Source organism: Anabaena sp. TISTR 8404, assembly GCF_056847745.1.
Genome location: NZ_CP180578.1, coordinates 4,188,852 through 4,206,801 on the forward strand (window position 1 = coordinate 4,188,852; position 17,950 = coordinate 4,206,801).

General features: G+C 40.5%; 17 protein-coding genes. 10 read left to right on the forward strand and 7 right to left on the reverse strand.

What is annotated here, in order from left to right; all coding sequences use genetic code 11:
• The first annotated feature begins 170 nt into the window (after positions 1 to 170).
• The gene (locus tag ACMX3D_RS18125) at positions 171 to 1,505 is read left to right on the forward strand and encodes an Nramp family divalent metal transporter (protein ID WP_482747268.1); all 1,335 of its coding nucleotides are present in this window, start codon (positions 171 to 173) and stop codon (positions 1,503 to 1,505) included.
• A 59-nt stretch (positions 1,506 to 1,564) separates the two neighbouring features.
• The gene (locus ACMX3D_RS18130) at positions 1,565 to 2,233 is read left to right on the forward strand and encodes a tetratricopeptide repeat protein (protein ID WP_482747269.1); all 669 of its coding nucleotides are present in this window, start codon (positions 1,565 to 1,567) and stop codon (positions 2,231 to 2,233) included.
• Here the strand turns inward: ACMX3D_RS18130 and ACMX3D_RS18135 are convergent.
• Both ACMX3D_RS18135 and ACMX3D_RS18140 read right to left on the reverse strand, forming a co-directional pair.
• Positions 2,230 to 3,420 (reverse strand): hypothetical protein, encoded by a 1,191-nt coding sequence (locus ACMX3D_RS18135; RefSeq protein WP_482747270.1) that lies wholly within the window; start codon positions 3,418 to 3,420, stop codon positions 2,230 to 2,232. The genes ACMX3D_RS18130 and ACMX3D_RS18135 overlap by 4 nt on opposite strands.
• A 138-nt stretch (positions 3,421 to 3,558) precedes the next feature.
• Positions 3,559 to 3,750, reverse strand: coding sequence for a CbtB-domain containing protein (locus ACMX3D_RS18140; protein ID WP_096577704.1), 192 nt, complete (start codon positions 3,748 to 3,750; stop codon positions 3,559 to 3,561).
• 478 nt (positions 3,751 to 4,228) lie between these two features.
• Between ACMX3D_RS18140 and ACMX3D_RS18145 the strand changes: the two genes are divergently transcribed.
• Positions 4,229 to 4,612: a hypothetical protein gene (locus tag ACMX3D_RS18145; protein ID WP_482747271.1), complete on the forward strand. Its 384-nt coding sequence runs from the start codon at positions 4,229 to 4,231 to the stop codon at positions 4,610 to 4,612.
• A 359-nt stretch (positions 4,613 to 4,971) separates the two neighbouring features.
• Positions 4,972 to 5,322, forward strand: coding sequence for a hypothetical protein (locus tag ACMX3D_RS18150; RefSeq protein WP_482747272.1), 351 nt, complete (start codon positions 4,972 to 4,974; stop codon positions 5,320 to 5,322).
• Positions 5,323 to 5,382: 60 nt separating this feature from the next.
• Here the strand turns inward: ACMX3D_RS18150 and ACMX3D_RS18155 are convergent, their stop codons facing one another.
• A complete protein-coding gene (locus ACMX3D_RS18155; protein WP_482747273.1) occupies positions 5,383 to 5,532 on the reverse strand; it encodes a hypothetical protein in 150 nt (49 codons plus the stop codon).
• Positions 5,533 to 5,615: 83 nt separating this feature from the next.
• On the opposite strand from ACMX3D_RS18155, the gene ACMX3D_RS18160 reads away from it, so the two are divergent.
• The 4 genes from ACMX3D_RS18160 to ACMX3D_RS18175 all read left to right on the forward strand — a co-directional run bounded on the left by ACMX3D_RS18160 (position 5,616) and on the right by ACMX3D_RS18175 (position 12,108).
• On the forward strand, positions 5,616 to 7,193 hold the full coding sequence (locus ACMX3D_RS18160) for a CPBP family intramembrane glutamic endopeptidase (protein WP_482747274.1): 1,578 nt from the start codon (positions 5,616 to 5,618) through the stop codon (positions 7,191 to 7,193).
• 910 nt (positions 7,194 to 8,103) lie between these two features.
• Positions 8,104 to 8,379: a TM2 domain-containing protein gene (locus ACMX3D_RS18165; RefSeq protein WP_482747275.1), complete on the forward strand. Its 276-nt coding sequence runs from the start codon at positions 8,104 to 8,106 to the stop codon at positions 8,377 to 8,379.
• Between the two features lie 333 nt (positions 8,380 to 8,712).
• Complete coding sequence (locus ACMX3D_RS18170; protein ID WP_482747276.1) at positions 8,713 to 11,118, forward strand: heavy metal translocating P-type ATPase; 2,406 nt, start codon at positions 8,713 to 8,715, stop codon at positions 11,116 to 11,118.
• Between the two features lie 480 nt (positions 11,119 to 11,598).
• Positions 11,599 to 12,108: an FHA domain-containing protein gene (locus ACMX3D_RS18175; RefSeq protein ID WP_482747277.1), complete on the forward strand. Its 510-nt coding sequence runs from the start codon at positions 11,599 to 11,601 to the stop codon at positions 12,106 to 12,108.
• Positions 12,109 to 12,235: 127 nt separating this feature from the next.
• Here ACMX3D_RS18175 and ACMX3D_RS18180 read toward each other — a convergent pair whose 3' ends face one another.
• Positions 12,236 to 12,583, reverse strand: a complete 348-nt coding sequence (locus ACMX3D_RS18180) for a hypothetical protein (protein WP_482747278.1) — start codon at positions 12,581 to 12,583, stop codon at positions 12,236 to 12,238.
• A gap of 201 nt (positions 12,584 to 12,784) precedes the next feature.
• Between ACMX3D_RS18180 and thyD the strand changes: the two genes are divergently transcribed.
• The gene (gene thyD / locus ACMX3D_RS18185; protein ID WP_482747279.1) at positions 12,785 to 13,705 is read left to right on the forward strand and encodes a thylakoid membrane protein ThyD; all 921 of its coding nucleotides are present in this window, start codon (positions 12,785 to 12,787) and stop codon (positions 13,703 to 13,705) included.
• A gap of 52 nt (positions 13,706 to 13,757) precedes the next feature.
• Here the strand turns inward: thyD and ACMX3D_RS18190 are convergent, their stop codons facing one another.
• The 3 genes from ACMX3D_RS18190 to ACMX3D_RS18200 form a co-directional block, all read right to left on the reverse strand.
• Complete coding sequence (locus tag ACMX3D_RS18190; RefSeq protein ID WP_482747280.1) at positions 13,758 to 14,000, reverse strand: hypothetical protein; 243 nt, start codon at positions 13,998 to 14,000, stop codon at positions 13,758 to 13,760.
• A 143-nt stretch (positions 14,001 to 14,143) separates the two neighbouring features.
• Positions 14,144 to 14,566, reverse strand: a complete 423-nt coding sequence (locus ACMX3D_RS18195; protein ID WP_482747281.1) for a tetratricopeptide repeat protein — start codon at positions 14,564 to 14,566, stop codon at positions 14,144 to 14,146.
• Between the two features lie 122 nt (positions 14,567 to 14,688).
• A complete protein-coding gene (locus ACMX3D_RS18200; protein ID WP_482747282.1) occupies positions 14,689 to 15,045 on the reverse strand; it encodes an iron-sulfur cluster assembly accessory protein in 357 nt (118 codons plus the stop codon).
• 319 nt (positions 15,046 to 15,364) lie between these two features.
• On the opposite strand from ACMX3D_RS18200, the gene ACMX3D_RS18205 reads away from it, so the two are divergent.
• Entirely contained in the window at positions 15,365 to 16,999 is a 1,635-nt protein-coding gene (locus tag ACMX3D_RS18205; RefSeq protein WP_482747283.1) for a DUF6930 domain-containing protein, read from the forward strand.
• Positions 17,000 to 17,950 lie beyond the last annotated feature (951 nt).

Genomic DNA, 17,950 nt, shown 5'->3' on the forward strand with positions numbered 1-17,950 from the left:
GAAATTTTAAGAAAGAGAATCTTTATCAAGTAATAATTTAAGTATGCTGTTGAATGTGCAGAGAAATTTTCAGCCAATGTGAATATTTGCGAATTTATCTCCAGAAAGATGTATATGCGTCAGCATTTTGTAAGATTATGAGGAAATTATGAAAAATTGAGTTTTAACGAATGCCTTTTTCGGAGAATAGTGCTAAAAAGCCCAGCCTACCTGAAGTCCACCGCAGCATAAAAGTCCCGCATACGAAAAGTTTCTGGCGTAAGATATTGGCGTATGCAGGGCCAGGATATCTAGTTTCTGTAGGATATATAGATCCTGGGAACTGGGCGACTGATTTAGCTGGTGGGGCTAAATTTGGCTATGCACTGCTAACGGTGATTATGCTTTCCAACTTGATGGCGATTTTAATGCAGTCGTTGTGTGTGCGGTTGGGGGTGGCGACGGGGAAAGATTTAGCCCAAGCTTGTCGAGATTATTTTAGTCCGCGTGTGAGCTTTTGTTTATGGTTGCTGTGTGAGATTGCGATCGCCGCTTGTGATTTAGCAGAAGTTTTAGGAAGTGCGATCGCGTTACAATTACTTTTTGGTATTCCCCTAAGTTGGGGTGTGTGCATCACAGCGCTAGATGTATTTGTATTGTTATTACTACAAAATAAAGGTTTTCGTTATACGGAAGCCTTAGTAATTATGTTAGTAGGAACTGTCAGCATTTGTTTTGGACTAGAAATTATGTTTTCGCGTCCTGATTGGGGCGGAATTTTATTAGGTTATGCTCCCAAAGTAGAAATTTTACAAAATCCCGGAATGCTATACATTGCCATTGGCATTTTGGGTGCAACAGTTATGCCCCACAATTTATATTTGCACTCATCCATTGTCCAGACACGCGCTTGGCAACCAACTACCGAAAAGCGATGGGAAGCTATTAAATTCGGTACGATTGATTCAACATTTGCGTTGTGTTTTGCATTGTTGATCAATTCAGCAATATTGATTGTTGCAGCAGCAACTTTTCATTTTTCGGGACATCAAGATGTTGCCGAAATTCAAGATGCTTATAAATTGCTTTCTCCTTTGTTAGGTGTGAATGCAGCTAGTGCAATTTTTGGTTTAGCATTATTAGCTTCTGGACAAAGTTCAACCCTCACAGCCACCTTAGCAGGGCAAATTGTCATGGAAGGCTTCTTAAATTTACGCCTGAAACCTTGGTTACGTCGATTATTAACAAGGCTCATTGCAATTGTGCCAGCATTAATTGCTATTATATTTTTTGGGGAAAAAAGTACAGGCAGCTTATTAATTTTTAGTCAAGTAATCTTAAGTTTACAGCTATCATTTGCGGTAGTACCATTAGTGATGTTTACCAGTAATCGTCACTTAATGGGTGAATTTGTTAATCCTTGGTGGCTGAAGATTTTATCATGGTTAGTAGCGATCGCGATTATTAATTTAAATGCTTGGCTGCTATGGCAAACTATTTGCGAGTGGTTGTTAGGAAGTGCTTAGCTAAAATGTGGAAATAGGCAAAATTCTAGCTTTTGTTGTAAGTGTAAAGGGGTGAAATTATGAACCATATCCAGCAAAAAATCGCCGTATTGGGAATTACCATGTTGTTTAGTGCAACACCTGTGGCTGTATATGCAAACACACCAAGCAACCAAACAAATTTTCAAGAATATTTTCAACAAGGAGTGCAGAAGCTAGAAAAAGGTAACTTTAGTGCAGCGATCGCAGATTTTGACAAAGTAGTACAGCAAAATCCCAAATATTATGAAGGTTTTTGCTTGCGAGGTCTAGCTAAATCGCAAATTGGAGACTTAGCAGCAGCAATTGCCGACTTTAACCAAGCATTGCAACTCAATCCTAACCATGTAGATGCTTATAATAGCCGAGGAACGGTTCATGCCGAACTGGGAAATCTGCAACAAGCAATTGCCGATTTTAACAAAACACTCAAAATTGATCCGCAGTCTGTGGATGCTTACTACAATCGGGGACTTGCTTACTTTAAACAGAAAAATCCCCAAGCCGCAATTGCTGACTTTAACCAAGCAATTAAATTAAATCCTAAGTTAGCTGATGCTTACGGCAATCGTGGACTGGCTAAATATACTTTAGGAGATCAGCGTAACGCGATCGCGGATCTTCAGCAAGCAGCAACACTTTTTCGCCAGCAAGGAGACACCGTCAGCTATCAACAAACACAAACCTTAATTCAGCAGGTGCAACATTAGTATTGTGGTGTTAGTTTCCGCCTTAGCTGCAATCCTACTAACAAACCGATGACGATAATACCTGTGAGGTAAGCCAACACAATCAACCGAATTGTTAAAGGTGGCGCAACCCCTTCTACATCTACATTTTTTTGCACCCGCAGAGGTGAAAATTGCCGTGATGCATTTGGTTGGGGTGCAACTTCTACCTGAATGTTGTGAGGTGCGCCATCAAAAAATTGCTGTTCCCAGGAGAATTTTCCGGTTGCATCTGGGATACCTTGGTAAGCAAAAGGAACCCAGCCATCTTCCAATGCAGTCGTTTTAATCTTTAACAAGACATCGGAAACTGGTTGTTTAGTTTTTTGATCAAGAACTTGCACTTGTAATTTAGCAGGTTCGCCAACTGTGGCATTGTTATCTCCCAACAGTTGTACTTCTAACCCCTGTTGTTTGACAATGCCATAGTTATTAGTTTCTGGTTCAGCCGCAGCAGTGTGATGATGATGTTCTGTATGAGATGTCTGCGATTGAGCAATTTCTGCACTCAAGTTAACTCCCAATAAAGCAACGATAGCCACAACAGTTGCACCACTCAACAATAATCTTACCCGTTGGGGTGCAATTTCTCCTGGTTGGATTTCTTGCCGTCCACCAATTACCCAGCCACCACCTAAGCCAACAATTAATAAAATTCCAGCGAGAATCGCAAAATTGCGGTACTTGATTGGATTTTCGGGAACTGACAGCGTGAGATTTTGTTGAATTGGTGTAAAAGCATTGGGTGTGATGGGAGTAACATTGACTTGTAGTTGGTAATTACCCCGAATTGGTAAAATTTGCTGAATTTGCAGTTGACCTTTGGGAGCGATCGCTTCTATATCTAGTAACTTAGTTCCCTCCACTATCGGAAAATCTGTCGTAAACCAAGGATTTTTAGGGGGAGTGAAAATTTGTAGGTGAACTTTGGCATTTTCTAAAGATTTACCTGTTACATCTACTGCTTGTAGTGTCAGTTTTACCGGAGATTGAGGTGTGCTGGCTTCTGCTTCAAAAGGTATAACTTGGTTAAGAGGTGGTTCAGTGGTGAGTCGGACATTTGGTTGAGGTGACTGAGACAAACCAACTGAGTGATCAAAACCCACACTCATCAAACCAACTATCGTACTGACGAGTAGATGAACCTTTAACTTTTTAGTTTTAAGCATATATCTTGAAAGACTAGAGGAGTTACTCTAGCACTGCTGAGCGATCGCAATTATTTTGATAGATTTTTTCAATGATGGGGAAAATAGTTTAAATTTCTTATCTCCCTAATTCCCCATCGGTTTATACAAAAAATACTTCTAATGACAACCTACAAGCAAAGTGTGGTGACGTACAGAGTGTACGCGATCGTGGATGGCTGGGTTAGTTGTGAAGTAAACAGTCCAAAGCGTCAAAGCACACAAAGAAACATAAAGTGTGGCTTGTACAGGTGTAGATAAAGTCACACTTGCTGTTTTTTTCAAAACTGAAGGATGAGTTTGAGTAGTCATCAAATACCTCGGATGAGTAGAGAAAATTTAACGCATCGGTAAGGATTATAGCTAAGAGTAGCTTTAACTGCTTTACAGTTGTCACCTGTGAGGTTTCAACTGAAGTTTATTCACAATCTCTCATAACAGCTATCTATGTAAAACCGATTATTAAGCAGATAACACAAGATATTAGATTTTACCACCGTGCAATTCTGTATATTAATGTTTTTGGCTAGACATAAAAAGCTTTTACATACTCATTAATTTTATTTAGTCGTCTTGTATTCTTTAGTTGCTTAATCACGTGAGCTTTAACAGGCAATTATTTTACTCACTTTGATAGATGAATAAAATAGATTTTTTGCTTCTTTAGCTAAAAATGGCAGAAAAAAATCAACAGTTCATTCATCTTTCACAATTTCTCACCATCATCATCTTGACCAAGAACAACTAATAGGATAGGCTTGGCATTCAGAGATGTTCTATCAGGAAATATATGAACAAAAAATTGGTACTTAATTTGCTTTCTAGCTCGGCAATTTTTACTTCTCTGATGTCTACATTGGCAGCAATACATCCAGCCCATGCCTCTGTTAACCTTACCCAAAAATTAATTCACACCAACGACGGTCGTACCTGTATCACTAATCCCCACGGTCTGAAGGATTTTATTTGTATTCGAGATTCTGAGAGAGATCCCAAGGCTCCTCCTCCACCTAAATCTATGGTGGTTTCATCTAAGCCATCAGACACCAACGTTGCGGAACTGAATTTTACAGAAGAAGAAAGTGATGCTGCAATTAGGATATTTAAGTGTGACTGTCCATATTGCATCAATTCTTTGCGACAATTACGGGGTACTGGCAACTTAGTTTACTAAGTTGAACTCGCTCATTGCACATATTGCTCAAAACGCTTGCGAAGCTGATGAGAATATAAATGTCATCTGCAAAACTCAAATCTTCGTAAGTCTGTCGCTAAAAAATCTTATTTAGATTTAGAAAATGTCAGGGTAATAGATTTGCTGGGTAATCATTTCATTTATACTCAGTAACATCTAATTCCAAATTAAAAAAGCTTTTGTAACCATATACTATATTAATTTTGCCTAAGTCCAAGTGTAATTTATACCATTTTGAATGTTAGAGTTTGCGAAAATTCCAGCCAGTAGGTAGAACTGTTTTCCCTGCTTGCACATAATTTTCAAGAGGGGTTTTAACACAGTTATTGCATAACCTGTTGAGCAATCCATCAGTCGCAATCATTTTTCAATTTGGTATTACCTTGGGCTTTGCTCTTATTTACAGCAGAATTCAGTTTTGTAGGGTGAGCATTTTTAGTAAAAGCAGTTCAGTTAACAAATTAAGTATTTACTTAAGTTTAAAAGTCCCTGAACTATGGAGATATAATGGACAAGATTTAAAATTTTATCAATTAGTAGAGGAGCAATATATTGAGTGTGACTTTATTATTACTTTTCCTATAGTATCAGTGCGTGATATTAACCAGTTTATTGAACAAAGTAAAACTAGGGGAGAAATTGCTTTTCTCAAATTATTTCGCGCTTGGGTACGGGAGAAAATAAAATAAATAATTACAAAATTTTTTATTTAAATTTACAATACTTTAGTTGAAAAATTTGTAGAAGACTTAAAGCTTAATAGAATGTTGTAGTTGCTTATCCACAGGTTCGTCGTCAGAGTCTGGCAGATCCTCGGCGGATGGTAAGCAGTGGAGTAGGTTGTAATTTAACATGGTGAAATGCTCAGGGCGATCGCTGTCCTTGTAAAGTAGACTCACAATATTGATGATGTCTATCCACCTCTTGCTTTTTCTTGCGATAATTCCCAAGGGGTGTGTTCTGGTTCGTCAAAGGGGGATAGATGACAATCAAACGGTTGGTTTTAATAATTTCGACTTTGGTAGCAATTGGGTTAGCAACTTTATCTTTAGTTAGTAGTTGGCAAAAACCCCAGTTCCAAAGTCGGCTGGAACTTTATCAAATAAATATTGCACTGCAAGCTCAAGCTTGGCAACCAGAAAATAGCAATGGTGATAATTTTCAGGTGATTCGCCAAGCCTTACTGGAAGATCAGCCCCTGGAAAATGCTACGCAGCAATATCAGGAGGCACAAAAATCTGTACAAACTAATCTAGATAAAGTTAAAAACCAACTTGCACAGCTAGATTCTCAATCTAAAATTACTACTCCAGCTAAACCCCTACCAAAAGATACTTTTGATACTGATATATCTACTGCGGAACAACGGCAACAGTTACAGCAGTCTTTCACTCAACAGCAAAAACTCCTAGCAGAATTAGATTTACGGCTAGGCATTTTACAAGCGCAACAAGGACAACAAGACGCAGCATTTAAAACTTGGAACGAATTACAACAGCCAGTAGAAACAGATAACCCAGAATTTCGAGATACTGCTGCTGTTTTAGGTGGACTCTGGAGTAATCCCCCCCAGATCTTACCCAATGCCCAACAACTGATTCAAAAGGATTTAGATGGTTGGTTTCGTGACACTGCTTTGATTCAGCTATACCAACTTCAGCAACGTCAAGAACCTTTAGCAGCAGTTAAAGCAGCACAACAACAAGCAGCTGCCCAAGCAGTGTTTAAACTCACCCTTATCGGCACTGTGCCAGCCCTAGCCGCCTTGGTAGGTACGATCTTGCTGATTTTCTTATTTACTCAACGCTTGTTGAAGGGCAGAGAATCATTGTTAGCACAAAATGGTGATTTGCCTTGGTCAACGCCTTGGGATGGAGACACTATCTTACAAGTTTTTGTTCTGGGTTTTTTCTTTACGGGGCAATTGTTAGTACCCTGGTTTTTGTCACAACTTCCTATTCCCCGCCCTGTTGGGAATGTGCGACTTCAGGCTTTGTATGTCTTAGTTAGTTATATGCTAGTGGCATCAGGAGCGCTGTCAGTATTATATGTTTCGGTGAAAAAGTTCTTTCCTTTACCTGAGTTCTGGTTTCGCTTTCGTTTGCAGGACAAGTGGTGGTTGTGGGGACTGGGGGGTTATTGCACTGCTTTACCTGTAGTTGTTGTAGTATCTTTGATTAATCAAAAACTCTGGCAAGGACAGGGCGGTAGTAATCCGTTATTGCAGCTGGCACTAGAAAGCCAAGATTCTGTAGCATTAGGGATATTTTTCTCGACAGCAGCGATCGCAGCGCCATTATTTGAAGAAATTTTATTTCGTGGCTTTTTGTTGCCTTCCCTGACTCGTTACCTTTCTGTTTGGGGGGCAATTCTGGCTAGTAGTTTGCTATTTGCGATCGCTCACCTCAGCTTGTCAGAAGTTTTACCACTCACAGCTTTAGGGATCGTCTTGGGAGTAGTATACACGCGATCGCGCAATCTTCTGGCTCCCATGCTGCTCCATAGCCTCTGGAATAGCGGCACACTACTTAGTCTATTTCTCTTAGGCAGTGGTAACTAATAAAACGTCAATTATACGGTTGCGGTAGCAAAAAATATCTGGTTACATCTGCGTAGGTCATAATTTTTCGCTGGTGATGACTAAATTCAGTATTCAGTGAATTCTGGCTCAAATTTAACAATATTGGCGGCAACGAAAAATTCAACAAGACTGTTAAATAGATTACAAAATCTCTAGATAAACATTTAGTAGTATCTAGATAGTTGAAGCTATTGTTCAGATGTTGATTGCCTATCTATGCCATTTGTGGCAGGCGATATTGAATGGTAAATTCAATTTTTCACGATAGGAGTTGCGAACTACAACTAAATAAGGTGTTCAGTGTAACTTCAGTTTACTGAAACTAAGATGGCATAGTTTTCTAGTTAATTGATACATGTCATCTATGTCTAATTTAGACCTTGCCAACTAAATTGGCATCGCATCATTGCAGCCAGATCAAAAAAGTCCGGAAATAACATTAATGGGACTGTAGAAAATGGTATGATATCGCCGTTTTTTGCTGATACTTATTATTGATTCTCTCTAGAGAAATCATACTTAAGAATCTGCAAAAATACTGTATTTGGTGTCATAATCGCAATTAAATACATTTCTCAAGTCGCTTGCTAGTTCCAAGCTACAAAGTAATTGCCTTTATTACTTATATTTTTAGTGTTTCCTTTAAAGTGTTGACATCTTTATTTGGACAGAACTTAGGCGTATACTAACAAAACATCAGTTCCAAAAACATTTTTTTATAGCTGACGATTTCTGAAATACTAAGAAAACCCCTAGTTTTTCTTAGTCGTTTCACAATATCTGTTTTAAATTTAAAATTTTTTGATGACGAATTATGAACTGATATTACTTGTTGTTAATTAGAAGAAAAATTTAACTTATTAGCTTATCTGTCAGGAGCAACAATACTATGGCAAATCTCAACCCTAGTCATCCTAATAAACAACTTCTAGCTGGTTACTGTGGAATTCTGTTTGGAGGTTTTGGAGTTCATAAATTTATTTTAGGGTATGCGCCTGAAGGCTTTATTATGTTGGCTATATCTATAGTTGCAGGCAGTTTCACCTACGGAATTGCCTTGATCGTTATGCAACTGATAGGTCTGATTGAAGGCATGATTTATTTAAATAAGTCCTCCGAAGAATTCATAGATACTTACTTCGTGAATAAGCAGGGTTGGTTCTAAGTAGCAATTTTGATTGAGATGCTAAACCGGAAACGTAAACAGCTTGTCTGGGCAGTATTTCTACTGGTAGGTGTCGGATATGTCAGTGCAATGTCCAATTTAGAAATTCATTATTTTTGGAAAAGCCTGATTATTGTTATGCCAATCCAGCTAGGAACTGCAATTTACATGGCTTATCTCCACTGGAATCGCAATTTCAGCTCAGACAAGAGCGATAAATAAAGAAAATTAATGTTATTTACATTCAGTCGTAGTTGCAAATTTCGCCTACGCTCGAATTAGAGACGCTTGTTGTCAGGCGTTGAATGTTCGTAGCGAATCCAAAAACTTGCCATGCAACTTGTGCCGAAAACGAACCTTGACCCAGAACTAGCCCCAACATCAGAGACAATTATTCTGGATGTAGGTGGGATGAAGTGTGCTGGGTGTGTAAATGCTGTAGAACGCCAGCTAACCCAATATCCAGGGGTCAAGACTGCCTGCGTGAATTTGGCGACAGAAGTAGCAGTCGTAGAATCAGAAGTTGGAGTGGTAGACCCGGATGCGCTGGCAAAGCGATTAACCACTGCTGGATTCCCAACTCAACCCCGCAAAGCTAGTAACCAAATTTCTTTAGACGATTCCACACAAAGGCAGCATCAAGAAATGCGTGCTGCATTCCAACAGTTGGCGATCGCTGGTATATTGCTGGTGTTGTCGGGAATTGGGCATTTTAGCAGCTTCAGTGGCTTAACATTGCCCATATTGGACAACATCTGGTTTCACTGTGGACTAGCAACAGTTACAATCTTATTTCCCGGTCGCCCAATTATTGTAGATGGTTGGCTAGGCTGGCGGCGCAATGCTCCCAACATGAACACCTTAGTGGGATTAGGAACACTCACAGCTTACACTGCGAGTTTAGTAGCGCTGCTGTTCCCACAAATGGGATGGGAGTGCTTTTTTGATGAACCAGTGATGATGTTAGGCTTTATCCTCCTAGGCAGAACATTAGAACGACAAGCCAGAGGCAGGGCTGCCACAGCCTTTAGACAATTACTCGCACTCCAACCACAGGTAGCACGGTTAATCCCCAACCCAGACCCAGAAAAATGGGGAGTCGGCGCTAACAGTATTGAAATCCCCGCAGAACAAGTGCGGGTTGGTGAATGGTTGCAGGTATTGCCTGGAGATAAAATTCCTGTGGATGGGGAGGTTCGCTTTGGGCAGACAACCATCGATGAGTCGATGTTAACGGGTGAAGCCGTACCTGTGAGCAAGCAACCAGGCGATATAGTCGCCGCCGGAACCTTAAACCAATCAGGTGCGATCGCCATTCAAGCCACTCGTACAGGCAAAGATACCACACTGGCACAAATTGTCGCCTTAGTAGAAACAGCCCAAACCCGCAAAGCACCTGTACAGAAATTAGCCGATACCGTAGCAGGTTACTTTACCTATGGCGTGTTAACGGCTTCTGTATTGACATTTATCTTTTGGTACTTTTTCGGTACTCACATCTGGCCTCATGTCACCATGTCCAGTGGCATGGAAATGATGAGTCACCATTCTCCACTCAGCATTCAGCACTCAGCACTCAGCACTCAGCACTCAGCACTCTTGACCAGCTTAAAACTAGCGATCGCCGTTATGGTAGTTGCTTGTCCTTGTGCTTTAGGACTAGCCACACCCACAGCCATTCTCGTTGGCACTGGTCTAGGCGCAGAAAGAGGTTTGTTAATCAAAGGTGGTGACGTTTTAGAAAAAGTCCACCAACTAGATACTGTAGTCTTTGATAAAACAGGCACTCTCACCACTGGTAATCCCACCGTCACAGATTGCCTGGAAATTTCCCACTCCCAACTTCCCACTCCCTACTCCCTCATTCAACTAGCCGCCGCCGTCGAAAGTGGCACATACCACCCCCTAGCCAAAGCAATTCAACAAGAAGTACAACGCCAGCAGTTAACGATTCCCAACGCGGTAAATTTTCATACCGAACCAGGATTAGGGGTGTCTGCGGTTGTAGAAGAGACGACAGTGCTGTTAGGCAATCAAGATTGGTTGAGTTGGCATGGAGTTGCTGTAAGTGACACCGCGCAACAAGAAATTCAAAGACTGGCAACAGCAGGTAAAACAGTTGTTTGTGTAGCTGTTGGCGGTACTTTAGCCGGAATTATCGCCGTTCAAGATACCCTCAGACCAGATGCACAAAGTACAGTAGATAAATTGCGCCAAAAAGGTTTACGGGTCATGTTACTCAGTGGCGATCGCCCAGAAGCAGCCAATGCGATCGGTAAACAATTAGGATTAGATAGTGCTGATGTCATAGCCGGAGTTCCCCCCAGCAAAAAAGCTACTGTTATCCAAGAATTACAGACAAAATCGGCAGCTAAAGTGGCGATGATTGGCGATGGCATTAATGATGCTCCAGCTTTATCCCAAGCAGATGTCGGCATTGCCTTACACTCAGGCACAGATGTGGCAATGGAAACCGCTGAGATTGTTTTGATGCGCGATCGCTTAAGCGACGTTGTAGAATCAATTCAGCTAAGTCGTGCCACATTCAACAAAATCCGCCAAAATCTATTCTGGGCTTTTGCATACAATACCTTAGGCATTCCTTTAGCAGCAGGTGTTTTATTACCCAGTATGGGTTTTGTCCTCAGCCCATCTAATGCTGCTGCACTCATGGCTTTTAGCTCAGTCAGTGTTGTAACCAACTCTTTACTCTTACGCAGGCTGGTTCACCGTCTCTAAAGACTGCTATTAACTGCTATTAAAGGAGGCAGAATTTGAAAGGCAGGAGAGCTTAGATAGAGATTTAGACCCGCAGCTAACCTACACACAGCTAAATCAGAGATTTGAGTGTGGGACTTAAACTCGGCTAGGTGAGGCAAAAAAGTTTTCTTAGCTAACAATCTTTTCTCCTTCCTGGCTCCTGTCTCCTGCCTTACCCAAAGAGTCATTAAATGTCAAAATGCAAACAATAGCAGTAGAAGCATAGATAATAACAAAGACTAATGATCAAACATGGACACTGAGCGACTTTAAAGCCTGTTCCTGTTCCCTGTTCCCTGTTCCCTGCTATAAATGTCGGTTTTTACCAACTCAGGTTAAACTAAATCGATAGTTAGGTGTTACACCTTTAATAGAGTAGAAAGTGAATTTTCTATTCTTCCCAGTCAGTATAGCTTTCAAATTTGTCAGAGTTATTACCTTAGACTGTAGTGCGCGAGAATGGCAGGAAACAATAACAGACCAACATTAATTAATCAAAATTCCGCTGATAGTGGCAACAATACCTCAATGGCACCAGAAACTAATGAAAGCCATCTACTAATTCTTGAAGACGATCAAGGTCGCAAGGAATTTCCTCTAGAAAATTCTGTTTACTCTATTGGCAGAGACCGCGATTGCAATATCCGTTTAGTATCTCAGTTTGTCTCTCGCCGTCACGCTACCTTAGTCAGATTGCCAAGAGAGCAAAACAGTCATAGCTATTACTATCGAATTGTAGATGGTGATGCTAAAGGTAAACTCAGTGCCAACGGATTGATGATTAACGGGCGCAAAATCCCGGCTCACGATTTAAAAAACGAAGACGAAATCGTTTTTGGCCCTCAGGTACGCGCCATCTATTATCTGTTGAGAAATACCCAGCGCTCAGGGCAAACCGACTCCAGCGAGTATGATATCACCTTAATCAACCCTGGCATGACCGACGATCCAGAAGATATAGAAGATTAAAAACCAGCTAATTCAGACAGGTGTTGACTATTAGCTTACTCGTTTTAAATTATCCAAATTTGTGAGAGCTAGCTTTACCCAAAGCTAGCCTAGCAAACATCTTCACTAAAAGCAGAAATACCTATAATTACCCAGCAAGACTTTCAATTAGATGCCAATGCCGACTTTCTTCAATCTCCTGCTTCACAAATTCAAACATTTTTCGGCAATGATTTTCCAGTTGGAGTGGTAGTTCCTCGTTTTTAATCACAACACTCATCCGGGTTTCTGTTTCCGTAGCGGTTGATTTATCAATGAAGACTTCAACCTTGACCAACTTGGAGAACAGAACATTGCCAGGAATTTCACGAGCCAGAATGTAATCGGCATTATAGTACTGAATTTCCAAATCGCAGCCTTGTAGAAGGTCTAAAAGTAATGGCTGAAGATGGTCAAAAGGAATAGAAATAATAAATGAACAAGTATAGCGAGCCATAATAGCCCCAGCCTCAAGCCTTACAACACTCCGTCCATCGTATAATACCGAAGCCTCTAAACGGTAAATCATTACAGATTGATTACAGAAACATACCAAGTAATAAGAAAAAGCTACGCTCTTTTGGTTAATTTCCCAGAGAAACACAAGTTGAAAATTTGATAAAAAACTTTAAAATAAGGCTTTGGTGGAGGTGCAATTATGAAAGTAGCAATTACTGGAGCAACAGGATTAGTTGGGAGTCGTTTAGTAGAGCGACTCCACAAGGAAGGTCATCAAGTGTTGGTGTTAACTCGTAACACTAACTTTGCTCAAAAAGTTTTTCCACCTGCAAATTTTCCAAATGTAGAAATTGTTACTTATAGCCCAACTACATCTGGTACTTGGCAAGATGCCATTGCTGGTTGTGAAGCTGTTGTTAATTTAGCTGGTGAACCTATTGGTGAGGGACGCTGGACACCAGAACGTAAGCAAGAAATCCTGAATAGTCGTCAGTTAGGTACACAAAAAATAGTTGAAGCTATAGCTCAAGCTAACCCCAAAGCCAAAGTATTAGTTAATACTTCTGCTATTGGATATTACGGCACAAGTGAAACAGCGACCTTTGATGAAGGTAGTGTCTCTGGTAATGATTTTTTAGCCCAAGTTTGCCAAGCTTGGGAAGCAGAAGCCACAAAAGTCAAAGAGGCTGGTGTACGACTAGTAATTCTGCGTTTTGGGATTGTTCTTGGCAATGGTGGTGCTTTAGCCAAAATGATTCCGCCTTTCCAACTCTTCGCAGGTGGGCCAATAGGGAGTGGTCGTCAATGGTTTTCGTGGATTCATATTGACGATTTAGTTAACTTAATTTTGCAAGCTTTAACCAAGTCAGATATGGAAGGGGTGTATAACGCCACTGCCCCCAACCCTGTCCGTATGAATGATCTTGCTCAAACTTTAGGACAAGTGTTGCATCGTCCTTCTTGGTTGCCTGTACCAGCTTTTGCAATTGAAGCCCTTCTAGGAGATGGAGCGATAGTAGTTTTAGAAGGTCAGCAAGTTCTGCCGAAACGTACCTTAGAATTAGGTTTTACCTATCAATATCCTAATTTACAACCAGCCTTGCAGCAGATTTTAAAATAAAAGTCAATAGTCGATAGCAAAAAACTATTGACTATTGACTATTGACAAATCATTAATCAGCCAGAAATTTGCGAGATACCCAACTGATAATTCCGCTCAGAATTGCACCCCCCATCAGGATGCCAATAGCTGGGTTAAATACTGGCTGCCAAAGCTTGTGCCATAAATCAAGACCCAAATTTATGCCCGCAGCATCACCAAAAACTGCGATCGCAAACCAACCAAAGCCAAATAAAACCAAGAATACATCGGCTACCAAAATCAAGTTCAGCCAATTTAAAAATTTATCTTTCATGTATTGACTAGGGAATATGGAATGGGGAGTAGACAGTAGGGACTAGGGGCTAGGAATATAAAAATTAAGAACTAGAAATTAGCTATGAGAAAGTGGTGATCATAGGGATGTAACGCTAATCTCTAGCCTCTAGCCCCTAACCCTTATTCTTCAAACAACCACTTTTGAACTTTTAGTAAACTCTCCCAGTCTGGTTTTCTACTCAGACCGTCTTCTATACTATCTTTGATTTCGTCGCGCCATTCTGGGTTTACCAAGAATAACTGTTGTACAGCATCAATATGTTGACGCAATCCTTTTTGACCAGTTTCTAGCATTGCTAAAGCCAGATTTACTCTAGCTTGTGGGTCTTGCGGGCTTAACTTGACTGCTTTTTGTGCCGCTTTATAAGCTGAGTTAGATTTATTATCTAACAGATACAACCATGCCAAACAAGTCCAAGCTGCACTAGTTTTTGGAGCGCGATCGCACACCTCTTTAAACACAGGGATCAAAGAATCCGCTGCTTCGCCAGCTTTATAGCGTTCCAAACCTGTATCAAACAGGGATTCAACGGTGTTAGTCATTCGTCATGAGTCAATGGTCAATGGTCAATAGTTAATAGTCAATGGTCGATGGTCAATAGTCAATGGTTAATTTGGTAAATTTATGGACAATTGACCTTGGACAATTGACTTTGGACTATCGACTAGACACCAAATGACTTACCACAACCACAGGTTTGGTTAGCGTTGGGGTTAGTGAACTGAAAGCCGCCGCCAATCATCGCATCGCTATAGTCAAGCATTAAGCCATAAAGGTAAAGCAAACTTTTGCGATCGCAAACTATTTGGAAGCCATCATAGTCAAAAACTTCATCCTGAGGGGTGATCTTGCTCTTGTCCTCAAAGTCCATCATGTAAGACATCCCGGAGCATCCACCTTGGCGCACTCCTACCCGCAGGCACAAATCTTTACCTTGCTTTTCTTGCAGGAGTTTGACTTGGCGCAAAGCTGCTTCGCTTAACTGAATACCGCGTTGTTGAGGCTGCGTTGCTTGTGTCATCTTTTATTAACTCCTTAATAACTAGTAACCTGATAGAAGCTTGTAATTGCTGCTGGGTTGATGGGTAATTTTTGTATATATTCTAGCGACATTGAGGCCGGAAATTGCCAATTGTAAACACTCCGTCAAAAGCAGTCAAAGCTTTTTATTCTAGAATTGAGAGACTCGGTATATTTATAAATTCGGTATTTAATAAATTTTACGCCTTGTGGCAGCCTGAGTCACAATTCCTCTTCAGGTGCAGCCCGGAAAATTACCTCCCAGGCAAGCCATCCCCAACAGTTGACATGCAAATAGCTTCTTTTGATTAACTGACTCTATGACAAGTTTTAATCGCTCTACCAGTCGTCGGTTGAATAATTTACCTCAAATTCCTTCTGTATGGGAGGGCGATCGCCGTCCATTGTCATCATCACCAATCCCGCATTCAGATTCATCGGCAAATGGTGATTGTATTCTCTGGGTTGATGGCTCACAAGGTGTTGTTCGGGGAATGGACGTAGTACCGCCCGAAACAGGCCCGGAAGCAATTGTTCGTACCCTCATGCGTGCAATGGAGCATCCCCACAGCCCCGCTAAACCTGCTAGACCCCATAAAATTGTAGTCAGAGACCGAGAAATTCAATTCTACCTGCGCGGCGTACTGCAAGATTTAGATATTGTTATTGACTACGCTCCAGAGTTACCCCTAATTGATGAATTATTTCGTGGTTTTGCGGAAGTTGTTGATAACCAAATCCCCGATTTACCGCCACAGTATGCCCAAGCTTTGCAAGAAAAAGCATTTGCCCTTTGGCAAGCAGCCCCTTGGGAATTTTTGGAAGAACAGCAAATCTTATCAATAGAAATTAATAAGTGGGATGTAGGTACGCTTTACGCCTCAGTTATGGGTATGTTGGGGATGGAATATGGAATTTTGTTTTATCGCTCAGAAGAATCCCTCAAACGATTTCGTGCCGCAGTTTTACAACATGAGGAGTCACAAGGACGCTTAGAAGAAGCTTTTCTCAAGCAAGACTGTCTGTTTCTCACTTTTGAGCATCTAGAAGCTGATGACGAAGATGAGGACGAAGTTGAGGATTTAGCTGAGGTGCCTACATCAGAAATTGCACCAACTTTTGGCAACATTCACCCGCTAGAAGGACTGAGGTCGGTTTTATATGACGAAGAGGCGCTGGTAGTTTACGTAGCCCTAGAAAGCCTTTGTCGTTTCATCCGTGACCACCGCCGACAGTTACATGATGAGACTTTTCCCGAACTCAACCGTCGCTATCGGATTTCTCTCCCAGAATCAGATGCAGCAACAAAATCCGTATCTGTGACTGTCGCTTCCATGCCACAATTGGCATCTGAGTTAGAAGAAATGGCAGGCTTTGGTGTAGCAGACTCGGACATGGAAACTTCCGATTTACCAATGTTCCGGTCTTTACGAGATGACTTAATTCCCGAAGATTCTTTTCTCAGCTTGGGAGTGGTGTCTTGGGAGATGCTGGAATTCCTGCGTAAAGGTGTGAATTATCATCCAGCAGGCGAAATCAAACAAGTAGGTGATGGATTACCTGTAATTTTGATTCAAACTTCCCGCCCTAAAGCTAAGACTGTAATTGAAAGTATAGAAGCGGCTGGTGGACTAAAAGCAATTTGCTTTAATCCTGGAGCTGATCCTTTTGATGGCGATCGCTACGATTTGGGTTTGTTACAAACTCAAAATGGTGAGTTGTTCTTATTCGGCGAATTTTTAGATGACGATCCTATTCATGTCGAAGCTCGCAAAAAATGGAATCAGCGATGTAAAAATACCAAAGGCTATTGCGGTTTAATTATTGCTAAAGGACTGACAGGGGCGGCTCGTGGCAATCCCCAACTGCGAGATATGATGGCTTTATTCGAGGCGCGATCGCTTTCACCAAAAGATTTAGGTATTGGTACTCTGCAACTTATGCCGCAGCTGTAATCTCAACGAAAGTCAGGTAATCTTCATAACTAAATTCAAAATCTCCCCAAATCGCAATCATTTGGGGTTTAGCTTTGTTTTACTCCTCTGAGTTCAACACTGCTTTTTTGCCTGCTTCAGAGAAAAAACATAGAATTAGGTTTTCACTCACTGCGTTAGGGAGAAAGCCAATCATCATTCTATTAATTGTGTGAATCAATAATCATGGCCTGGCGCTGCCATATATTCGTTGTAGATTTTCAAACATCTTCTGGCGAGCGCTTTTTGGCTTAATTACTTTATGTAAAGTTTATGAAGTCTGGATATTTTTTTGCTTTTCGGTAATTGGTTGAGTAAACTATGCCAGTACCCGCAGGGATAATTTTTTTCCGATAAATGAGCAAATAAAAGAGGATTTAAACTGTCTCCTAAAAATTTAATATTCTGATTTCTTGCTAATCATCGACATGATTTTTCTAGGAAATCACTTAAATCTTTAGTTCTCAGAAATTTTCTTTGTATTTTTTTTATAAAGTTGAAAAAACTGGACTTCAGGTATTAAATGAAGATTATTTAAAGCATAAAAATCACGGTTATAATAGCCTTAACACTAAAAATCAAGCAAATATTACCTTATATGGTAAGTGTTTACTAAATAATTTTTTATTTCTATTGCAAAGGAGGTCTATTAAACATTTGCTTGAATTTTTAGCTATACATATTTAGATTTTTCTAAAATTGTATAGAGGTTTAACTACAATTTTGCCTAATAATTATCTGTTTACCCAAATTGATCAAAGCCTAAATTGCATATAGTGAGGTATCAAATAAAATCAACAATAAATTAATAGTTTTAACAACCTCTTAAGAAATTTGATAAACAACACACAAATCACTAAATGACTACCTTTAGTAGTTATAAATACAAAGTAAAAATTAACTGAACTTACCTACAGGAGCCAGCATAATGAT

What these genes read in the sequence shown, in the direction of transcription:
- ACMX3D_RS18125 (WP_482747268.1), top strand. Translation starts at nt 171, where the DNA reads ATGCCTTTTTCGGAGAATAGTGCTAAAAAGCCCAGCCTACCTGAAGTC.
- ACMX3D_RS18130 (WP_482747269.1), top strand. Translation starts at nt 1,565, where the DNA reads ATGAACCATATCCAGCAAAAAATCGCCGTATTGGGAATTACCATGTTG.
- ACMX3D_RS18135 (WP_482747270.1), bottom strand. Translation starts at nt 3,420, where the DNA reads ATGCTTAAAACTAAAAAGTTAAAGGTTCATCTACTCGTCAGTACGATA.
- ACMX3D_RS18140 (WP_096577704.1), bottom strand. Translation starts at nt 3,750, where the DNA reads ATGACTACTCAAACTCATCCTTCAGTTTTGAAAAAAACAGCAAGTGTG.
- ACMX3D_RS18145 (WP_482747271.1), top strand. Translation starts at nt 4,229, where the DNA reads ATGAACAAAAAATTGGTACTTAATTTGCTTTCTAGCTCGGCAATTTTT.
- ACMX3D_RS18160 (WP_482747274.1), top strand. Translation starts at nt 5,616, where the DNA reads ATGACAATCAAACGGTTGGTTTTAATAATTTCGACTTTGGTAGCAATT.
- ACMX3D_RS18165 (WP_482747275.1), top strand. Translation starts at nt 8,104, where the DNA reads ATGGCAAATCTCAACCCTAGTCATCCTAATAAACAACTTCTAGCTGGT.
- ACMX3D_RS18170 (WP_482747276.1), top strand. Translation starts at nt 8,713, where the DNA reads ATGCAACTTGTGCCGAAAACGAACCTTGACCCAGAACTAGCCCCAACA.
- ACMX3D_RS18175 (WP_482747277.1), top strand. Translation starts at nt 11,599, where the DNA reads ATGGCAGGAAACAATAACAGACCAACATTAATTAATCAAAATTCCGCT.
- ACMX3D_RS18180 (WP_482747278.1), bottom strand. Translation starts at nt 12,583, where the DNA reads ATGGCTCGCTATACTTGTTCATTTATTATTTCTATTCCTTTTGACCAT.
- thyD (WP_482747279.1), top strand. Translation starts at nt 12,785, where the DNA reads ATGAAAGTAGCAATTACTGGAGCAACAGGATTAGTTGGGAGTCGTTTA.
- ACMX3D_RS18190 (WP_482747280.1), bottom strand. Translation starts at nt 14,000, where the DNA reads ATGAAAGATAAATTTTTAAATTGGCTGAACTTGATTTTGGTAGCCGAT.
- ACMX3D_RS18195 (WP_482747281.1), bottom strand. Translation starts at nt 14,566, where the DNA reads ATGACTAACACCGTTGAATCCCTGTTTGATACAGGTTTGGAACGCTAT.
- ACMX3D_RS18200 (WP_482747282.1), bottom strand. Translation starts at nt 15,045, where the DNA reads ATGACACAAGCAACGCAGCCTCAACAACGCGGTATTCAGTTAAGCGAA.
- ACMX3D_RS18205 (WP_482747283.1), top strand. Translation starts at nt 15,365, where the DNA reads ATGACAAGTTTTAATCGCTCTACCAGTCGTCGGTTGAATAATTTACCT.